The organism is Sphingomonas sp. Leaf357, assembly GCF_001423845.1.
In the GTDB taxonomy this organism is placed as follows: domain Bacteria; phylum Pseudomonadota; class Alphaproteobacteria; order Sphingomonadales; family Sphingomonadaceae; genus Sphingomonas.
Window position 1 is genome coordinate 1,137,217 of record NZ_LMPM01000001.1, and the last position, 19,150, is coordinate 1,156,366.

Genomic DNA, 19,150 nt, shown 5'->3' on the forward strand with positions numbered 1-19,150 from the left:
GCGGCTCATCGGCTCCCTGCGCGCCAGGCGAAGACGAACTGCGGAAACCTTACGCCGCGCCCAATGGTTCTTCGCCAGCCAAATGCGAGACGTATATGCGCCTGATAGCGATCGAAGAACATATCCTGCCGCTCCACGTCCGCGAGGCGTGGGCTTCCGCGCCGCCGCCGCACGACCCGGTATCCGCCATCGCGGACGGGGGCGAGACGGGCGAGCGCCTGGCCGATCTCGGTGAACATCGTCTGGCGTTGATGGACGAGCAGGGCGTCGACGTGCAGGTGCTTTCGCTGACCACGCCCGGCCTCCACAATCTGGAACCCCGCTCGGCGGTGGAAGAGGCGCGTCGCGTCAACGATCTCATCGCGGATGCGTGCAATCGTCATCCGACCCGGTTCCAAGGGTTTGCGGCCGTGCCGACGGCTGATCCGGACGCGGCCCCGCGCGAGTTGGAGCGCGCCGTGCGCGAACTCGGCCTCAAAGGTGCGTTGGTGTGCGGGCGGACACGCGAGCGGCATCTCGACCATCCTGCCCTCCAGCCCATGCTGGCAAAGGCGGCGGAGCTGGGCGTTCCACTCTTCATCCATCCGCAGACACCGTCGCCGGAGGTTCGCCAGGCCAATTATTCCGGGATCGGTGCGCAGGCGGACCTCGCCCTCGCCGCCTTCGGCCTGGGTTGGCATTACGAGGCGGGATTGGAATGGGTTCGTCTGGCGGCGGCGGGCGTCTTCGATGAACTGCCCGGACTCCAGATCATTCTTGGCCATTGGGGCGAGGTGGTGTTGTTCTACCTCGAACGGACGGAGGCCGTTCTGAATCGGGCATTGAAGCTCGATCGATCGCTCGGCGATTACGCGCGTCGCAATCTCTATGTAACGGGCAGCGGCATGTGGAGCGAACCCTACCTCAAGCGGTGCCTGGAGATCGTCGGGCCGGATCGCCTGCTCTTCTCGACCGATTTCCCCTACCAATATCGTCCCGGCCGCGAACCCCGGCGATTTCTCGAGACGGTCGATCTCGATGATGCGGCGCGGCGTGGTCTCGCCTTTGCCAACTGGGAACGACTGATCGGCGCGGCGGCCGACTAGGCACCCACCGCGCGTCGGATCGTCTCGCCGAGCAGCCTGAAATCGCTCGTACGCGGATGGCCGCTACGCCAAACCAGCGCGATCGTGCGCGTCGCGTGAAGGCTCTGTGCCGGCCGCGTCTCGACCGACGTGCCATCGAGGATGCCGGCGTCGATCGCCATCTGCGGAAGCAGCGTATAGCCGAGACCCGCATCGACCAGTTGAACGAGCGTGTGCAGCGTGGCGGCGACCAGCCGGCTGTCGGCCTCCGCGGCCGCACGGTTGCAAACCGCGAGAGCATGCGCTTTGAGGCAGTGTCCGTCTCCGAGCAGAAGCAGTCGGTCGTTGTCGGCGTCGCATAACGGAGACGCCATCTCGTCCCGTCCCTTGGCGGCGACGAGGATCAGGCGGTCGACCAGGATGTCCATGCTCTCGACGTCGCCGCACTCCACCGGCAGGGCGAGCAGCACGCAATCGATCGTGCTGCGTTCCATCGCCTCGCAGGCGACGCTCGTCACCATCTCACGCACGTACAATTGCAGCCGTGGCCAGTCGCGTTCGAGGCTTGGCAGGATGCTCGACAGCAAAAACGGCGCGACGGTCGGGATCACCGCCATCCGTAGCGGACCTACCAGCGGCTCATGGGGGCGTTGGGCCGCGGCAAACAGATCCTCCGCCGCGCGCACGGTTTGCCCGGCGCGCACCACGATCTCCTCCCCGATCGGGGTGAACCGGACATGGCGTTTGGAACGCTCGACCAGGCGCGTGCCCAAGAGCCGCTCGAGTTCGGCGATGCCCACCGATAACGTGGATTGCGAGACGAAGCAGGCGGTGGCCGCATTCCCGAAATGGCCATGCTCATGGAGAGCGATCAGATAGGACAATTGCCTGAGCGACGGGATTGGATTCATCGATTGAACCGATAGCAGAAATTGTTTCAATTCATTAGATAAATTTGTCCCCGGCCATTAAAGCGGCAACAACCCCACAAAAGGAGTGAGACCATGGCTGACGAAGATCCAAGCGAGCGCTGCCCGATGGGCCGGAATGGCGGCGGTGCGGGCACCGTTCGCTCACTGCTTGGTCGTACCAACAAGGACTGGTGGCCCGATGCATTGCCCGTCGAGATCCTGCACCAGCACGGCGTGTCGCCCGACCCGATGGGCGAGGATTACGACTATGCCGAGGCCTTCAAGGCGCTCGATTACGACGCGCTGAAAGCCGATCTCACCGCGCTGATGACGGACAGCAAGCCGTGGTGGCCGGCGGATTACGGGCATTACGGTCCGTTCATGATCCGCATGGCCTGGCATGCCGCGGGCACGTATCGGGTCACCGACGGGCGCGGTGGCGCGGCTTCGGGCCAGCAGCGCTTCGAACCGCTCAACAGCTGGCCGGACAACGGCAATCTCGACAAGGCGCGGCGCCTGCTGTGGCCGATCAAGCAGAAATACGGCAAGCACATCAGCTGGGCGGATCTGTTCATCCTGGCCGGCAATGTCGCGATCGAGAGCATGGGCGGGCCGACCTTCGGCTTCGCCGGCGGCCGCAAGGACGTCTATCAGTCCGAGGGCGACACCTATTGGGGTGCCGAGGAGCAGTGGATCGGTCATGCCGATCACAAGACCCGTATCCGCCCGGACGAGCAGCTCGATCTGGACGGCCCACTGGCCGCCGACTCGATGGGCCTGATCTACGTCAATCCGGAAGGCCCGGGCGGCAACCCCGATCCTCTCGGGTCCGCTCGCGACATGCGCGCGACCTTCTCCCGCATGGCGATGAACTCGGAGGAGACGGTCGCGCTCACCGCCGGCGGCCACGCATTCGGCAAGACGCACGGAGCGAAACCCGCCGATACGTTCGGCAAGGAGCCTGCGTCGGAAGCCGTGCACATGCAGGGTCTCGGCTGGCTCACCGACAGTGACGAGATCGGCAAGGGCCATATCACGACGTCCGGGATCGAAGGCTCGTGGTCGAATAATCCGACGCAGTGGACCGGCGATTATTTCCGCCTGCTGTTCAAGTACGACTATGAGCTGACGTCCAGCCCGGCCGGCGCGAAGCAATGGACGCCGGTCAATCCCGAGTGGGAAGATATGGCACCCGATGCGCGTGATCCCAGCAAGCGCGTGCCGACGATAATGACGACCGCCGACATGGCGCTGAAGATGGATCCCGAATTCCGCGCGATCTCCGAACGCTTCCGCGACGATCAGGCGGCACTGGACGACGCATTCGCGCGTGCTTGGTTCAAGCTGACCCACCGCGACATGGGTCCGAAGGCTCGCTACCTCGGCCCAGAGGTTCCGGAGGAAACGCTCATCTGGCAGGATCCGGTGCCCGAGGGAACGGCACCCAGCGACGGCGAAGTCGCGGCCTTCGCGGAGAAGGTGCTAGCCTCCGGCCTCAGCGTCGGCCAGTTGGTCAAGACAGCATGGGCATCCGCCTCGACCTATCGCAAATCCGACCATCGTGGCGGAGCGAACGGTGCCCGCATCGCGCTTGAGCCTCAGAAGAACTGGGCGATCAACGAGCCCGCGGAGCTTGCGACGGTGCTTGCCAAGCTCGACGAGTTGCGCGGTGGCATGTCGCTTGCCGACGCGATCGTCCTCGCGGGGTCGGTGGCGATCGAGAAGGCTGCGAAAGATGCCGGTTTCGAGGTCAAGGTGCCCTTCACCGGTGGTCGCGGCGATGCGACCCAGGACTGGACCGAGGTCGAGAGCTTCGCATGGATGGAGCCGCAGGCCGATGGCTTCCGCAACTATCTGCGGACGCGCCAGACCGTGAAGACCGAGGAACTGCTGCTCGACAAGGCCTCGCTGCTGGGTCTGTCGGCTCCCGAGATGACGGTGCTGCTCGGCGGCCTCCGCGTGTTGGGCGCCAATCACGGCGACAAGCCCGAGGGCGTGTTGACCAACCGAAAGGGGCAGCTGACCAACGACTTCTTCGTCAATCTGCTGGACAACGAAACTTTCTGGCAGCTCGTCGATCCGTCGAGCGACGAGGAGTTCGTCGGGCACGACCGCGGTGGCAAGGGCGAGAAGTGGCGCGCCACGCGCACCGACCTGGTCTTCGGTTCGAACTCGCAATTGCGTGCAACCGCCGAGGTCTATGCCGAAAACGGCAATGAGGAAAAGTTCGTCAAGGACTTCGTCAAGGCCTGGGTGAAGGTGATGGATGCCGACCGCTTCGACGTGACGGCCAAGCCGATGAGCTCGAACATCGCGACCTGATCGCAATGTGAACGGGAAAAGAAGGCGGTCGCGAAAGCGATCGCCTTTTTTTTGGGCCGTCGGGCACCCTGGATGCGGGCCGCGCGCCTTCGGCAGCAAGCTCCGTGAGCCGAACCGAGGCCGAGGCGCCGGGCACGGCCGTCGAGGCGAGGCGGGTGCCGACATTCTCGTTCGATCCGAAATTGCCCCCGGGCAGGATTTTCGTGCAAAGCGTCCGCCGTATGCGCTTGACGAGAGGTAGCGATGTCCGAAGCTCTTGACCTGATCGATCCCGAACTCCGCCCGTTGCTCGATATGTGGCCGACGCTGACGCTCGACGCGGCGATGCTGGCCGACATCCGTACCGGCGGACGGACCTTGCCGATCCCGCCGATCGTCGCCAATCAGGTCTTAAGGACCCAGCATCGCGTGCCCGGACCCCCGGGCGCCCCCGAGATCGTGCTGACCGTCTACACCCCGCAGGGCGCGGGTCCGTTTCCCTGTATCTATCACATCCACGGCGGCGGGTATGTGATGGGCGACGCCGCGTCGCTCGAGTTCCGCCACCGCCCGCTCGCCGAGGACCTGGGCGCGGTGATCGTGTCGGTGGACTATCGTCTCGCGCCGGAGACGGCGCACCCGGGGCCGGTGGAGGATTGCTATGCCGGGCTGGCCTGGGTTGTCGCCAACGCCGCAACCCTGAATGTCGATGTCGCTCGGCTCGGCGTCACCGGTGAAAGCGCAGGCGGCGGGCTCGCCGCGGCGCTGGCGCTTCTGGCGCGCGACCGCGGTGACTTTGCCCTGGCGTTTCAGCTGCTCGTCTATCCGATGATCGACGACCGCACGGTGAACGCCGAACCTCATCCGCATGTCGGGCGATATATCTGGACGCCCGCCAGCAACCATTTCGGCTGGTCGGCCCTGCTCGGCCACGCGCCCGGGGTCGAAGGCGTGTCGCCTTATGCAGCCGCGGCGCGGGCGGACGATCTTGCCGGGTTGCCGCCGACCTTCATCACGACTGGCGCACTCGACCTGTTCCTGGAGGAGGATCTCGATTACGCCCGACGGCTCATCCGCGCAGGCGTGCCGACCGAACTCCATGTCTACCCGGGCGCGTTTCATGGCTTCGACATCCATCCGACCGCGGCGGTCGCGGTCCGCGCCCGCACCGATCATGCCGCAGCGCTCAAGCGTTTCCTGCGGTAACCTTCGGCGATCGACCCGCCACGGTCGTCCGGCCGTGTGCGTCGCCCGGTAGCGGCATCAGGCGGCGTCTGGTTTCGGACCGCAACAGGCGGCGGGGGCGCGCGTCAGTATGAACATTACGACATGCGACCTTCCGCCGGGCGTCATCATCGCGCCTGTACGACGGCAAGGAAGGCTCCTCCGAACAGAATTTGGAACTCGGCATGTTCACTGACGCGGTCGCCATCGTCACGGGCGGAGAATCAGGCATCGGCGCGGCCTGCGCCACGAAACTGGGGGCGGCGGGCGCGCGGGTCGCGATTACCTATTACCGCGACGCGGCGGCGGCCGAGACGATCTGTGCGGCGATCGGCGGCAGGGACCGAGCGATCGCGATCCAGACCGACGTTGCGGATGAGGCTGCGGTCGGCAGATTGTTCGATACGGTCGAACAGGCATTCGGCCCCGCCACGTTGCTCGTCAATTCGGCCGGTCTCAACATGAGCGGCACCAATCTGGTCGACATGGAGCTTGCCCAGTTCGACCGCGTGATCCGATCCGATCTCTACGGGCCGTTCCTGACGTGCCGCCGTTTCGTCCGCGCGATCGAACGCCGGGGCGTGACGGGGCGGATCGTCAACATCTCCTCGATCCATGAACGCGCTCCGCGTCCGGGCGGCGTCGATTACGATTCGGCGAAGGGCGGTCTCTCGCAACTGACCGCCACGCTCGCGCTGGAACTCGCGCCCAAGCGTATCGCGGTGAACGGCGTGGCGCCGGGCATGATCCTGACGCCGATGAACCAGTCCGCGCTCGATCATCCGCAGGAACTGGCCGCGAAGGAAGCGGCGATCCCGTGGCGGCGGGCCGGGCGGCCGGACGAGGTCGCCGATCTGGTCGCGTTCCTGCTCTCGCCGGCGGCGGAGTATATCACCGGCACGACCGTCACGATCGATGGCGCGTTGTCGCTGACCGTAGCGCAGGGGGCCTGAGACATGGTCACCTATGCGGTGGAGCAACTCGACGAGGTCGCGCTGATCGGTGGACCGCTCGGCCAGGGCTTCGACCTGATGAGCCCGTTCGTCTGGCGCGAGGGCGGCGGCTATCGCATCATGGTGCGCGGCGTGCCGTGGCCGCTTGGGCCGAAAGATCCGACCGGCATCATCGCCGGCGGGCGCAGTGCCGACGGGCTGACCTTCGAGATGCAGGACAAGCTCGCCATCGTGCCGGGGCCGGACCCCGACGATGCCGGCGGATGTGAGGATCCCACCGTCGTGGTGCTACCCGACGATCGCGTCCTGGTCTATTATACCGGCGTCGATGCGGCCCGTACGCAAGGCTCGATGATCATGGCCGAGGGGCCCAATCTCGAATCCCTGGTCAAGTCGAAGCTGGTGCTGAAGGCGCCACCCGACGAGGGCAATATCAAGGAAGCGACGCTCGCCCAGACTTCCACCGGCGAGTGGCGACTGTTCTACGAATACGCCGCGCACGAGGCCTCGCGGATCGGCATGGCCGGCGGACCGACGGCCGAAGGTCCATGGACCGTGCTGCCCGACCCGTTCGGCATTCGCGAGGACAGCTGGGACAATTGGCACCTGTCCACGGGGCCGATGACCATGATCGACGGCCAGGATCCGGTGATGTTCTACAATGGCGCGACGCACGACGCGCGCTGGCGGATCGGCTGGGTGAGCTTCGACCGGGATTTCACTCGAGTGACCGGGCGCGGACTGGAGCCGATGCTGGTCCCGCCGCCACCCACGCACCGCGATTCGACGGATATCGCCTTTGCCGCCTCGACCGTGATGGAGGAGCAGCGCATCGCACTCTATTTCTCGCTCGAGGATCGCATCCTGCGCCGCGCCCTGATCCGTCGCTATGCGTAGGCGTTGGGCATTCGGTCTGCTCGCCGGGCACGTCCTATCGCGACGGGACGATAGACAGCTGGGATTTTAATCGCGAACCCGTTTCGGGCGATCGGCGATAGGTCACCAGATCCCGACGGCGGCATCGGCCCAAATAACCATGACGATCAGCACGGCGGCACTGACGATGCTCGCGCGCGTCAGTGATCGGGCGGAGAAACGAAAAGCGCATTCGACCACTGCGCCGAGAGCGAAAAGAAGCATCGCGGCGGCGGCGAAATCGGCCGCATCCCACCGCACCTCGGTCGTAAACTGCATGGCGATCAACGGACAGGCGAGCAACCCGAGGATCGCGGCCCACATCGCGACGCGCCAGTTTCCGGGATTTCCAACGCGGTCGCTCGTCGTGATCATCAGGCTCAGCCCCTATTTTATTGACCTGCGCATATCACGATACCGGTGCAATCCGAAAACAGCGGTGTCATAAAGTCATCGCTGTCCGGCGACATAGAGAGCCCTTTGCGGAGTCGAACGCAACCGCCTCGAAAAGGCGCTCGCCGCGACGAATCGACCTCATCGCGTCTGCAGGTGTCCGGGCCGTATCGCAGCAAAAAGCCGCTAGCCTTTCGGCTAGCGGCTCAGCGTTCTTCGGGAGAAGAAACTCTTATGCGTAGGCGACGGTCGTCTTGATCTTGCGGCTGCGGGCGGCCGCGCCGATCATGCCGAACCCGAGGATCATCAGCCCCCAGGTCGCCGGTTCGGGAACGGCCGCGGCCTGCCCGATGTTGACGGTGACGGTGTTGCCCCCGACCGTATAATTGTACACGCCAGCGGTCAGACCGATCGATGCCAATGTCGCATTGTTGACGAAGCCAGCGGAATTGATCTGCGAGTTGCTCACATACGCGGTGGACAGGATGAAGTCGGGGAAGGCTCCGTAGATCCCGATCCCGAGCCCGGTATTGCCAGTGGTGTTCGTCAGGGTGCTCGATGGACCGAAGCTGGATGGGCCGGTCGCGACGTACGTGTTGACGCTGCCCTGCGTGCCGAAGCCGGCAAAGGCATACGAGGGGCCGACCAGCTGACCGAACGACGCCGGTGAATCGATCAGCGTCGCGAGCGCGGTGTTGAACGTACCGCTGGCCGTCAGCGCCACATTCGCGCCCAGCTGGGTAATGTTGATCGTCACCGCAGCGTCCGCCGCCGTCGCCGCGGTCAGCCCGGAAATCGCCACGGTGGCAGCGAGCAACAAGTTCGTCATCTTCATCGTCGGATCCTCGTGCAAAAACCTGTTCCCAGGCGTCGACGTGATCTTAGCAATCACCGTGCCATCGGTGCTTTCGCGAAGGGGACGATGGTAAACGGCAACGGCGGACAGCGGAAGCGTAAGAACTTCTTACAGGATCCTAACCACTTAACGATGTCCTCTGCTGGTCGGAAAGGCTGGTTCGCGAACAGTCACAAGTTCCGGAGGACGGCGCCCTGGAAGCCTGACGCCATTCTCGACGTCGCGGCCCAGCCCTTTTCATGATTGGTGGATGTTATGGATCGCACCATCGCCTTGCGGGTGTCAGATCGGAAACGCCATATTGTTTTCCAATCCATCGGCAGTCTTCACGCGCGGAAAGTCCGCTAGCGTGAACCACAGGCGGTAACACAGGACGCTGCGACGCATCGCCTTGCGTTTATAGCGTCTGACGATATCCTGTTTGGGCAGGTTGTAAGCATCGGCCAATGTGCACGCGATGCGATAGGCCTCGGATCGCTCGTCATATGCCCGTTCGGAGGACGGAGCAGATGCACTCGCCGCTGCCTGCTCGGCGTTTTCTCCCATGGTCACCAGCATTTCGGGCGCCATGCCTTCGCGCGGGAGCCGGATGCGGAAATAACGTTCGCGGCGGGCGACCTCCTCGATCTTGTCGCTGACCTGCATCATGATGCCGCCAAGCGGCGCGTCCGGCTCCTCGACCTCCAGAAAAAACTTGAACTGGGTTCCAAGCCGATTGTGGATCGGGAGGTTGAACTGCGATGCGACCCATCCATTGTCCCGATCGGCCGCGGTGGCGCGGTTGCGAAGTATACGGTTTTGCAGCCGCCCTTCGTAGCGTTCCTGATCCGATGCGAGTTTTTCGAAATAGAGGTCGGTACCGAAGCGTATCAACAGGCAGCGGACCGCCACTCGGCGCGCATCTTCCTCCGTCAGTCGTACCGGAGCGAGCGTCAGCTTTTGCACGATGATGTGCCGATTGACGATCGCGCTGGCCAGGGTGATGAGCGCTTTGCCGAGTGCTACACCTACCGCGGCCATCGCCCCCAAACCGGTTGTGACCAATCCAGCCAGCAGTGCCGCGTTCACTCGACCCATCGCGGTTTTGTCATCGACCGTGAAATGGCCGAAAAGAGCGCTCAGCAGCGATGTCAGGTCGGACGAGGGCTCGGTCACACGATCTCCGGGACAAGGTCTGGCGCGCTTAGGGCGGGTTCATGTTTCCTGTGCGACCGGTGTCGATGTCAAGGCTTCGCTGATCGTGCCCTGTGTTCGCGATGACCTGGCGACGCAGCACATTGTCGACGATCGATGGCACAATGCCGACGATGAGATGCCGCCGGATGGTGGTGCGGTATATGCCTTGCGGGACCGCAAGTGCGCGACCGCCGACCATTTTAGTTGATCCGGATCAGCGATCTTTTCTGGAACGCTCGCGCGTCGCCAAGAGTCTTCATCCCCATGCCCGTTCCAGAAACACCCTTGTACCGCTGGCGACACGACGCCCAGACGGACCTCGAAGCGTTGATGCACACGCACGTCGCCGACCCGTCATTTCCATGCGTCGGCGCGAAGGCCGCGCTTGCCAAGGGGACGCTTCAGGTCCTGGCGTGCAACCGCATCGACAGCGGATGGGACGATCTGCGGATCCATGACGGACTCTTGCGCTTCGCCTCGGCGTATAACGAGGAGCCATCGCTTTTCCGAAGCTTCGCCGTCGTGTTCGAGGGCCCCGACAACCTCTCCGAGGCGGCCTTCGAAGCGGAGCTCTGGAAGCGTGTGCAGTCGATCTCAGACAAGGACGTGTGGCGTGGTCAGTCGTATGATGAGGCGGTGAGCCACGACCCGGAGAGCCCGCATTTCTCGCTGAGCTTCGGTGGCGAGGCGTTCTTCATCGTCGGCCTGCATCCGAACGCCAGCCGGCCGGCCCGCCGGTTTCCGCATCCTGCGATGATCTTCAATCTGCACGACCAGTTCGAGATCCTGCGTGCGCAGAACAAATACGAGACGATGCGGGAAAAGATCATGTCTCGCGACGAAGCTTTGGCCGGTACGCGAAACCCGATGCTCGAGCGGCACGGCGCGGCCAGCGCGGCCCCGCAATATTCGGGGCGGCATGTCGACGAGACGTGGAAGTGCCCGTTTCACTATAGCGGCGATCCGCGATGAGCGAGACGATCGAGATACCGAAGCGCAGCGGAACGGCATTCACCATCAGGAAAGGCGAGTTGCTCTCCGTGATCGATCCTCGGGGCGAGCAGGTCGCGGATCTGCTGGCGTTCGATCAGGCCGATACCGGCCATGTCATCTCCTCCGGCCGCACGCTCGATTATGCCGAGACATTGTATCTGACGAAAGGACATACGCTCTATTCGAACCGCAGTCGCCCGATGCTGGTGATCGAACAGGATACGGTGGGGCGGCACGATTTCCTGCTGACGCCGTGTTCTTACGACACGTTTCACCACTTCTATCCGACGCTTCAGCCGCATCGTGGCTGTTTCGGCAATCTGGCGGCGGCGCTGGAGCCATATGGCATTATGGCGGACCAGATCCCGGTAGCGTTCAACTGTTTCATGAACGTGCCGATCGACGGCGCCACCGGCAAGCTGGCTGTGTTGCCTCCGCTCAGTCGCGCGGGTGACCACATCGTGTTTCGGGCGCAGATGGATCTGATCATCGGCCTGACCGCCTGTTCGGCACCCGATAGCAATGGCGGTACGTTCAAGCCGATCCACTACCGGATAGACGACAATCCGTAGACGATGCTGAACGATGTTTGGCGGTTGGCGCCGTCCCCGCTGCATTCGAAGGAAGAACGGTAATCGTGAAGAGCGTGAGCCGCTCCGCGTCGCTGACCGTCAGAACCCATTCGTCCGCGTCCCAGAATGTCGGAAGCTGATCGTTCAATGTCTGGGCTGCAAATCGCAACGCGTGTGCCCGGGCAAGCGCGATCGTGGGCAGTTCGACAGCGTCGGCAACCTGGGGAGGAAACCGATCGGCGACAGCGAAATGGTATAGGGGCATAGGAACTCCACGCGATCGGCGGGAGCACAAGCCCTGTCTCACAATCACCGGCAGCCAAGAACGCCAGTGACGCATTTGTCATACGTCGCGAATTGATAAACCCACACAACTTAGATCAAGCAGCTCTCGTCGATCACGAAGGGTTGCGATCTTCGAGCGCTCAACCCCGCCATGCGCGCATGCGTTGCCGATATTCGGCATCGGCTTTGTCGAGCGCACGGTCGAGCTTGTCGCGTTCGGCCTTTTCGCGCTTTTCCATCTCGGCCCGCTCGCGCGCAAGGTCATCGGCGCGGCGTTTGAAGTCGGTCCGTTCCGCCTCGAATCCGGCTTCTGCCGCGTCGAGCGCCTCCCGGGCGCGATCGAGCGGTCCGCGATCGGGCTTGGGCTTGGGCTTTGACGCCTTTTTTTCTGGTTTGACGCGGTCATCGGATCCAGCGCGTGAGGAGGTCGCGTCCGGTTTCGCGGACGGCGGTGGCGGATCGTCGGGCAGGGCGGCCAGCTGTTGGGCCATGGTGCCGCGCGACAGTTTGATCACCGTGCCCGGATGCGCCAGCGGCTCGCGCATCAGCGCTTCGTCGGTGACCTGCTCGGCGACACCGCGCCCGAATAGATCGCGGTCCGATCCCCAGGCCTCCAGCGCAGCCTTCCGGCTCGGCGCAGCGACATAGGCGTCGTGAAACCCGATCGGAGTTCGAAAGACCTTGAGTTTCTGCTGGCGCGCCATGATCGATTCCCAACGCGCGAAAGGCGCTGGCGGCAGCATCGGCGCGCTGCCCCTGCCAACCGCCGCCGCCGAGGTTACCGCAACTGGCTGTCCTTGCTGCCACGCCGGTTGAAAAGATTTGCCGCGGGTCGGTCTCGTCCGCTCTGGCAGGTCACACAGGTTTTGACCCCCGGGAGCGCCTGCCGGCGCCCCTCGGGAATGTCCTCGCCGCACACCACGCACCACGGTTCGCTGTCCCCACTCGGCATCGTCGCACGCGCGGCGAGCACGGCGTCCATCACCGTATCGTCGATCTGATCCTGTACCGCGCCATCGCGCGTCCAACCGCCTGCCATTTTCCGTTTCTTCGCTTTGATCAAGTATCTGACCGATATGGGTATTCTATCGGCGATTTACACCTAGCGCCGTGGCGGCCGCGAATAGCGCGCGGCCCGTGTCGGACAGGCTGCGGAAGGTGATCGACCAGCGCGGTTCGCTCATCTCGGCGATGCTGTGTTCCCAGTCGTGGCGCGCCTCGCCGCTCAGATGATAAGCGCCGCATGGGACGAGCGGAAGATTCACCCGCTCGAAGCGCGCGCCGATGCGCCGCCGGAACCGCATGATGGCGAGGCTCCCGAGTGAAATTCCGACGACATGCTCGAAATGCGGGCGATCGCGATGCCAGCCGATACCGGCACCGATGTCGTAGCGGATCACCAGCGCCTGGACGAGCGATCCGCGCGTCAGCCCGGCAAAGTCCTCCGCGCGGGCGCGCAAAGGTTCGAGCCAGTCCGGGATCGGCGCGACCGCCGCGAACGCTCCGGTGTCGAAATCATAGTGCCAACCGAAACTGTGGGTCAGCCGCTTGCCGAGCCAGCCCTGAAAGCGGAACGGCGAGAGGGGGGCGTCGTCGATCGCGGCGATCAGCACCGGCGCGTCCTGCCGTGACACGAATGCGTCCATCGATCGAAGACCGGGCAGGAGAGGGGTGTCGAAGAGGTCGAGCATAGTCCGTCGCTGATGAGCGTGCCTGCGGTGTGCGGAAACGTCGCCACGTTGGGCTTGTCGCAGGCGTCGCGGCAAGGGTTTTTTCGCGACGGCTGAAGAGGCGCGAGGGAAAGATGGGGCGAAGTGGGTCGGGAGCACATTCCGCTGTCGTCCAATGCGAGATCGCGTTGTCGGATGCTGCTACCCGACTGATTTATCACACAATTGTCGCCAGTCCGGTCTCTGTCGGCGACGTGTCGTATGCCGACGGGTTTATCCTCGCCTCCGTCGCCGCTTACACGACGGCATCGGACGGCGATTTGCGGTCCGATAGGGGGATCGTGCGCATGGGGCCGCACCGTTTAACGCGTCGTCTTCGCGTGTTCCGCAATGCCCGGGGCATGCCATCGGCTTGTCGGCTATCGTCTCGCCGTGATCTCGCGCGGAGCGCAGGCGCCTGCCGGCTGGATCGTCGCGCCGGGCATCGATCTTCATGCATCAATCCATTAGATCCAGAGAGAATTTGAGATGATCAGCGCGGACGGCGTGGCACCGGGGCAGGAAGAGCGCGACCCTCGCGGGCTCGCGACGCATTGGGCGGGTGCGATCTCCGCCGCCCTTTTACTGGCATCCTGTGGGGGATCGGGCACGACCGACGACGTTTCTGTCGTTGCCCTGGGAGCGCCCAAGACGCCGGAGCCGCAACCCACCCCAACGCCGACGCCGACGGCCAGCCCGTCCAGGTCGCCGGTCGGGGTTAGCGCGGTGCCGCAAATCTATTATGGAACCGAGCGGATCTGGGCCAATCTCGCCTACCGCTCCAGCGAGTGGATGAACGTGGTCGGCGGCTACAACTCTGTCGGCAATCCCAACACGGCCGGTCGAATCTATCTCGCGGCACCAAATGCCGTCTACAGCGGACAGTCCACTGCGATCACGTGCACGTGGGAAGGTGCCGGCATCGCACATCTCGGCGGCATGTCGCAGACGACCTATGGCGATCATACCGCGACGGTGGTGTGGGTGCCGCAGGGCGTGCCGGGCAAGCATGGGGTCTTGTGGTTCGATCTGTCGCAGAGCGACGGTACGTTCCGCAATCTCGATTGCCGCGAGGCCGGGGTCGTCGCCAATGGTCGCCTCGACCAGCGTTATGTCGACGATATGAAGTTGTACGGCGTCATCCGCTTCCTCGACTGGTCGAACGCAAACAACAACCTCCCCATCACCTGGGCGACACGGGCGTTGCCCGGCACCGCGTACGTCAACGAAGACCAGCCGCTGGAGGATCAGATCGAGATCGCCAACGCCGCCGGAGCAGACGCGTGGTTCACCGTGCCATGGAATGCCGACGACGATTACGTCCGGCGCATGGCGACGCTGATCCGCGACACCCTGAAGGGCAAAGCGTATTTTGAGACGAGTAACGAGGTATGGAACTGGGCGTTCAAGGTCACGACCCAGGCATTGAACGAGGGGCTCGCGGAAAATCTCAGTCCAGACCGGTGGACCAATGTCATGCTGCGCTATGCCGAAAAGACGGTGGAGCAGAACAAGATCATCACCGACATATTCAAGGCTCAGCCGACCCGGCTGGTGCGCGTCGCCTCCTTCCAGTCGGGCAACACCCCGGGCATCGACCAGTTCATGGCCTTCCGCGACACCGCGCAATGGGTCGATGCGCTTGCCGACGCACCCTATTTCGGGACCGAGGTGCTGAACACGGAGACGCCGACCGCGCTGACCCTCGCCGATCTGTTCGCATTGGTGGAAACCGCGCGCGTAGCGGCGATCGGCCACACGACCAACGTCGCCGCGAGCGCCAAGGCCTATGGCAAGCTATCGATGATCTATGAAGGCGGTCAGGGTACCGTCTCGACCGACGTCAATGCCGCGATCAACGAAGAAATGCAGCGCAGCCCGTTGATGGGCGCAGCCTATGATCGCTACCTCGCCGATCTGAAGGCGGTCCACACCGGCCCGCTCATGCTCTACAATGCCACCGGCACGACCACCAGGTACGGCAGTTGGGGGCAGCACGAATATACCGGCCAGGCGTCTCCGAAGCGGCGTGCCATTCTCGACGCCATCGCGAAATGACGAGGTCCGAAACAGAATAATGCGACGGTTCCGGGTGGGGCCGCCGAAATGGCTTGTCGAGCCAGGTCGATCAGCGATCGGCAAGCTGGTCTAGAAACGTCGCGACTTGCGCGTCGATCGCGATATCCGCGTCGTCGCCATGGTTGGACATGGACAGCTTCAGGACCGGAACGCCGGCGGCTTCGAGCGCGCGCAGCACCAGCGGATCGGCATCGTCGATGGCGATCGCGGCATCCACGCCGTGCGTCCACGCTTCCTTCACGTGCCACGCCCCCGCCCAGGTCGGCATGCGCAGTTCGTCGCCCATCGTGACGAAGCGCGCGGCCAGCGCACGCATCGGATCCTGCCCGGGCCCGCAGCGACGGATATATCCGTCCGCGGCGAGCCCGAGATACATCGACCAGACGAACACCGCGCCATGGCTTGCTTCCCAGCGCTGGTAGAACGCCGTGTCGTTCCAGAGACCTCGTCCCACCCACATCAGCCGGAGCCGCTCGCCGGCGACGGCGGCATCGCCCGCCGCGACACGCGCGCGTACCTCTTCGTAGAAGGCGCGCGCGGCGTCGCGGGCCCATACGGTGCCGCGGTGCCATTGCGGCACCATCGTCGCGGGCATCGTGTCGACGATCGAGGCCGGCGCGGGGCGGGTGGCGGCGATCAGATCGCGGGTGCGGCGATAATAATCCTCCTGTTCGTTGACCAGCGCCATCACCTCGGCAAAGCGCTGACGATCGAACGTGCGTCCGGTGGTCTGTTCGATGCGTTTGACGGAACGGTTCAGATCGGCCGTCATGAGATCGAGCCGTTCCGTTTCGATCGTGGCCTCCCAATCATCGTGCAGCCGGTCCCACCAAGCGTCCGGCAGGGCCCAGCGCGATTCGATCGAGCGTTCGTAGAGATGCAGGTCCGCCCCGGTCGCCTCGGCCCACAGGTCGAACAGATTGCGCGTGGCATCGCTGTCGGCCACGGCATGCAGCATCGTCGGGCGGGGCAGGCCGCCCCACGGTGCCAGCGCGGCATCCTCGTCGAACACGGCGGCGAGGCCCTGAGCGCTATAGGCTTCGACGGTCGCGGGATAGCGGTGGTCGCGCAGCAACGCCGCATAGCGTTTCGACTGCTGCTTGGCGGCGACGATCGAGGCCCACCATTGATTGACGACGAACGGGATGTCGAAGGCGCGGAGGATTTCCTGGGGGGCGTTGGCGTTGACGATCGCGAACGGCTCGCCCGCGGCGGCCTGATCGCGAACGGTGGCGAACCATTCGCGTTGGTACGCGCCGAAATTCGCGACCGAGGCAAGCGCCTTGCGGCTGCGCTCGCGCGGCGCCGGCGACCCGACGGGCCGGACCGCGCGCGGTGCGCGCGCGGGCGGCGGCGGCGGCAGCGGGCGTTCCGCCGCGAACGCGGCAAGGGTCTCCGCCTGCGTGTCGGACACGTGCAGCGCCAGCAGCGGCGTGGCGGTTTCGGCGCAAAGCTCTGCGGCGGGCCGCACGGTCCAGGCGGCGGCCTCGTCATCGGCATATGACAGATGGAGCACGGCGTCCGGGCGTACGCGGGCGATCAGCGCCGCGAGGTCCGAGCGATAGCGTGCGATGCCGGCGAACGCTCCGCCCGGCCACCGCATCGCCTGTTGCGTCAGCGCGGTCATCGGCGGCAGCGTGGGATCGATCGCTTCGGGCCGCGCCAGCGCACCCGCCGCACCGTCCTCCGCGACGATCGTCGCCCCGCCGACCGCGATCGCGTCATACGCCCAGCGCTCGCCTTGCGTGCCGCCGGTCAGCAGGATCCGCCGCCCGGGCACCGCCAGCCGCCGTGCCTGCGCGGCGATCGCGTCCTGCCGGCGCGACTCCTCCACCGCGATCGCCGCCCGCAGCTCGTTATCGTCGAACGGCGTGCCGATCGCTTCCAGCCACCGGCGCAGTCGCTCCATCCGGCACAGGCTGTACGTCAGCGATGCCGGCCGATCGAGCCGCAGCACATCGCACAGAAACACGCGGTCGGGCGTCAGGCGCAGTTCGGGCAGCGCGCGCAGCGCCGCGAACACCTGGGGGGCGGCGGCATCCGCATGGGACAGCAGCACGCCGCCCCACGCATCGGCATTCTCGGCGATCGTCTCCAGCACGGTGCGCGCCGCCGTACCCATCGTGACGGCAAGGCCGAGCGCGTCGACCAGCGGAGTCGCGCGTCGGCGGTCCGGCACGACATGGACCGGCTCGAGGCCGGCGGCGCGGATCAGCGCGTTCGGCAGGTCGCCGCCGATACAGGCGATGGCCCCCCCCGCCATCAGATCGCGCCCTCCGCCTTCAGCGCGGCGATGCGATCGGCGGAATAGCCCAGCAGGTCGCCGTAGATGCGGTCGTTATGCTCGCCGATATGGATCGGCATCACGTCGTCGAAACCCGTCGCCCCGCCCGAGAACTGGATCGGAATGCCCGCCGTGCGCAGATCCGCCGGGGTTTCGTACTTGGGGTGGATCGTGCGCACCGTTTCGCCCCGTGCCACGACGCGGGGGTCGGCGAGCGCGGCTTCGGGATGTCGTACCGGCGCGACGGGCACCCCTTGCGCGTCCAGCGCGGCGACCGCGTCGGCGACGCTCAACGTGCTGGTCCAGGCCGTGACGCGTTCCTCCAGCGATCGCGCGTTGGCGACGCGGGAATCGCGGTTGGTGTAGCGCGGATCGGCCAGCATGTCCTCCTCGCCCATCGCCCGAATCAATCCGATCGCCAGCGGATCGTGCGTCGCGACGATCGCGATATGGCCGTCCAGGCAGGCGAAGATGCCGAACGGCGACAGGCGATGCACGGTCAGGCCGGTACGCCCCTCCATTCCCGCCAGCCGCATGGCATGCCAATTCTCGATCGCGACGAACGAGGTCAGCGCGCCGAGCATGGAGACGTCGACCTGCTGGCCGAGGCCGGTGCGGTGCCGTTGCTCGATCGCCGCGAGGATCCCGATCACCCCGAACACGGGCGCGAGCATGTCGGCGATCGGAATGCCCATGCGGACCGGCGGTTCGCCGGGCCCGCCGCTCGCGTACATCGCGCCGCTCAGCGCCTGCACGATCACGTCCATCGCCTTCGCGCCGGCATCGACATTCTGGCCGAACCCGCTGAGCGAGCAATAGACGATCCGCGGGTTGATCGCCCGGGCGTCCGCATAGCCGATGCCGAGTCGTTCGGCCGTGCCGCTGCTGAAATTCTCCACCACGATATCGGCGCCGCGCACCAGATCGGCGAAGACCTCCTTCGCACCCGGCTGCTTGAAGTTCAGCGACACGCCGTATTTGCCCCGCGCCCGCGACAGATGCGAGACCGACACGTCGTCGTCGTGCACCTTCTGCACCCCCACGCCGTCCCGTCCGACATAGGGGCTGTTCTCGCGCGCCAGATCGCCGTGCCGCGGATCCTCCACCTTGATCACCTCGGCCCCGAGCCCGGCGAGCAGCAGGGTCGCATAAGGGCCGGCGAGCGCCCGGGTAAGGTCGATGACGCGCAAGCCCTCGAGTGGTCGACCGCAGGCGGACAGGGCGTCGATCATTCTCTTCTCCAGCCGATACCGGCAAAATATGCGTTTCTTATTAGTTGTAATGTTCAACTATTATTTGTGCAGCGTCAAGCCGCTAGATCCGCATCCACTCCGTGAACACCCTGTTGCTGCGGTGCAAAAACGATTTCTTGGCTGCGCATGGATCAGCCGATTGACAACGAAAGTGGATCATATAAACTGTTATGAACGTAAAC

18 protein-coding genes are annotated in these 19,150 nt (G+C 64.8%); 8 read left to right on the forward strand and 10 right to left on the reverse strand.

Features of this window, described 5'->3' with window-relative positions; all coding sequences use genetic code 11:
- The first annotated feature begins 95 nt into the window (after positions 1-95).
- Entirely contained in the window at positions 96-1,085 is a 990-nt protein-coding gene (locus ASG11_RS05355; RefSeq protein ID WP_055776119.1) for an amidohydrolase family protein, read from the forward strand.
- Here the strand turns inward: ASG11_RS05355 and ASG11_RS05360 are convergent.
- A complete protein-coding gene (locus ASG11_RS05360) occupies positions 1,082-1,975 on the reverse strand; it encodes a LysR substrate-binding domain-containing protein (protein ID WP_055776122.1) in 894 nt (297 codons plus the stop codon). The two genes, ASG11_RS05355 and ASG11_RS05360, sit on opposite strands and share 4 nt — an antisense overlap.
- 93 nt (positions 1,976-2,068) lie before the next feature.
- On the opposite strand from ASG11_RS05360, the gene katG reads away from it, so the two are divergent.
- From katG to ASG11_RS05380, 4 genes are all read left to right on the forward strand, one after another.
- On the forward strand, positions 2,069-4,297 hold the full coding sequence (katG, locus tag ASG11_RS05365) for a catalase/peroxidase HPI (protein WP_082472608.1): 2,229 nt from the start codon (positions 2,069-2,071) through the stop codon (positions 4,295-4,297).
- A gap of 243 nt (positions 4,298-4,540) precedes the next feature.
- Positions 4,541-5,482: an alpha/beta hydrolase gene (locus ASG11_RS05370; RefSeq protein ID WP_055776129.1), complete on the forward strand. Its 942-nt coding sequence runs from the start codon at positions 4,541-4,543 to the stop codon at positions 5,480-5,482.
- Positions 5,483-5,685: 203 nt separating this feature from the next.
- The gene (locus tag ASG11_RS05375; RefSeq protein WP_055776134.1) at positions 5,686-6,453 is read left to right on the forward strand and encodes an SDR family NAD(P)-dependent oxidoreductase; all 768 of its coding nucleotides are present in this window, start codon (positions 5,686-5,688) and stop codon (positions 6,451-6,453) included.
- Positions 6,454-6,456: 3 nt separating this feature from the next.
- Positions 6,457-7,350, forward strand: a complete 894-nt coding sequence (locus ASG11_RS05380) for a glycosidase (protein ID WP_055776137.1) — start codon at positions 6,457-6,459, stop codon at positions 7,348-7,350.
- A 102-nt stretch (positions 7,351-7,452) separates the two neighbouring features.
- Here the strand turns inward: ASG11_RS05380 and ASG11_RS05385 are convergent, their stop codons facing one another.
- The 3 genes from ASG11_RS05385 to ASG11_RS05395 all read right to left on the reverse strand — a co-directional run bounded on the left by ASG11_RS05385 (position 7,453) and on the right by ASG11_RS05395 (position 9,772).
- Entirely contained in the window at positions 7,453-7,743 is a 291-nt protein-coding gene (locus ASG11_RS05385; protein ID WP_055776140.1) for a hypothetical protein, read from the reverse strand.
- A 250-nt stretch (positions 7,744-7,993) separates the two neighbouring features.
- Positions 7,994-8,596, reverse strand: coding sequence for a PEPxxWA-CTERM sorting domain-containing protein (locus ASG11_RS05390; RefSeq protein WP_156363669.1), 603 nt, complete (start codon positions 8,594-8,596; stop codon positions 7,994-7,996).
- A gap of 303 nt (positions 8,597-8,899) precedes the next feature.
- On the reverse strand, positions 8,900-9,772 hold the full coding sequence (locus ASG11_RS05395) for a hypothetical protein (protein ID WP_055776144.1): 873 nt from the start codon (positions 9,770-9,772) through the stop codon (positions 8,900-8,902).
- 285 nt (positions 9,773-10,057) lie between these two features.
- On the opposite strand from ASG11_RS05395, the gene gntA reads away from it, so the two are divergent.
- A complete protein-coding gene (gntA, locus tag ASG11_RS05405) occupies positions 10,058-10,765 on the forward strand; it encodes a guanitoxin biosynthesis heme-dependent pre-guanitoxin N-hydroxylase GntA (RefSeq protein ID WP_055776149.1) in 708 nt (235 codons plus the stop codon).
- Positions 10,762-11,358 carry a DUF1989 domain-containing protein gene (locus ASG11_RS05410; protein WP_055776154.1) on the forward strand — a complete coding sequence of 199 codons (597 nt, stop codon included), beginning with the start codon at positions 10,762-10,764 and terminating at the stop codon, positions 11,356-11,358. Before gntA ends, ASG11_RS05410 begins: the two co-directional genes overlap by 4 nt.
- On the opposite strand, the gene ASG11_RS19460 is transcribed toward ASG11_RS05410, so the two are convergent.
- From ASG11_RS19460 to ASG11_RS05425, 4 genes are all read right to left on the reverse strand, one after another.
- Positions 11,321-11,698, reverse strand: coding sequence for a DUF6894 family protein (locus tag ASG11_RS19460; protein ID WP_443024439.1), 378 nt, complete (start codon positions 11,696-11,698; stop codon positions 11,321-11,323). The two genes, ASG11_RS05410 and ASG11_RS19460, sit on opposite strands and share 38 nt — an antisense overlap.
- An 85-nt stretch (positions 11,699-11,783) precedes the next feature.
- Positions 11,784-12,347 carry a hypothetical protein gene (locus ASG11_RS05415; protein WP_055780335.1) on the reverse strand — a complete coding sequence of 188 codons (564 nt, stop codon included), beginning with the start codon at positions 12,345-12,347 and terminating at the stop codon, positions 11,784-11,786.
- Between the two features lie 74 nt (positions 12,348-12,421).
- Positions 12,422-12,682 (reverse strand): DksA/TraR family C4-type zinc finger protein, encoded by a 261-nt coding sequence (locus tag ASG11_RS05420; protein WP_055776157.1) that lies wholly within the window; start codon positions 12,680-12,682, stop codon positions 12,422-12,424.
- A gap of 46 nt (positions 12,683-12,728) precedes the next feature.
- Positions 12,729-13,334, reverse strand: coding sequence for an alpha-ketoglutarate-dependent dioxygenase AlkB (locus tag ASG11_RS05425; protein ID WP_055776160.1), 606 nt, complete (start codon positions 13,332-13,334; stop codon positions 12,729-12,731).
- A 507-nt stretch (positions 13,335-13,841) separates the two neighbouring features.
- Between ASG11_RS05425 and ASG11_RS05430 the strand changes: the two genes are divergently transcribed.
- Entirely contained in the window at positions 13,842-15,410 is a 1,569-nt protein-coding gene (locus ASG11_RS05430) for a hypothetical protein (RefSeq protein ID WP_156363670.1), read from the forward strand.
- A 70-nt stretch (positions 15,411-15,480) separates the two neighbouring features.
- Here the strand turns inward: ASG11_RS05430 and ASG11_RS05435 are convergent, their stop codons facing one another.
- Together ASG11_RS05435 and ASG11_RS05440 are read right to left on the reverse strand one after the other, a co-directional pair.
- The gene (locus ASG11_RS05435; protein WP_055776166.1) at positions 15,481-17,694 is read right to left on the reverse strand and encodes a 2-hydroxyacyl-CoA dehydratase family protein; all 2,214 of its coding nucleotides are present in this window, start codon (positions 17,692-17,694) and stop codon (positions 15,481-15,483) included.
- Complete coding sequence (locus ASG11_RS05440) at positions 17,694-18,947, reverse strand: CaiB/BaiF CoA transferase family protein (protein ID WP_055776169.1); 1,254 nt, start codon at positions 18,945-18,947, stop codon at positions 17,694-17,696. The genes ASG11_RS05435 and ASG11_RS05440 overlap by 1 nt, the downstream gene beginning before the upstream one ends.
- Positions 18,948-19,150 lie beyond the last annotated feature (203 nt).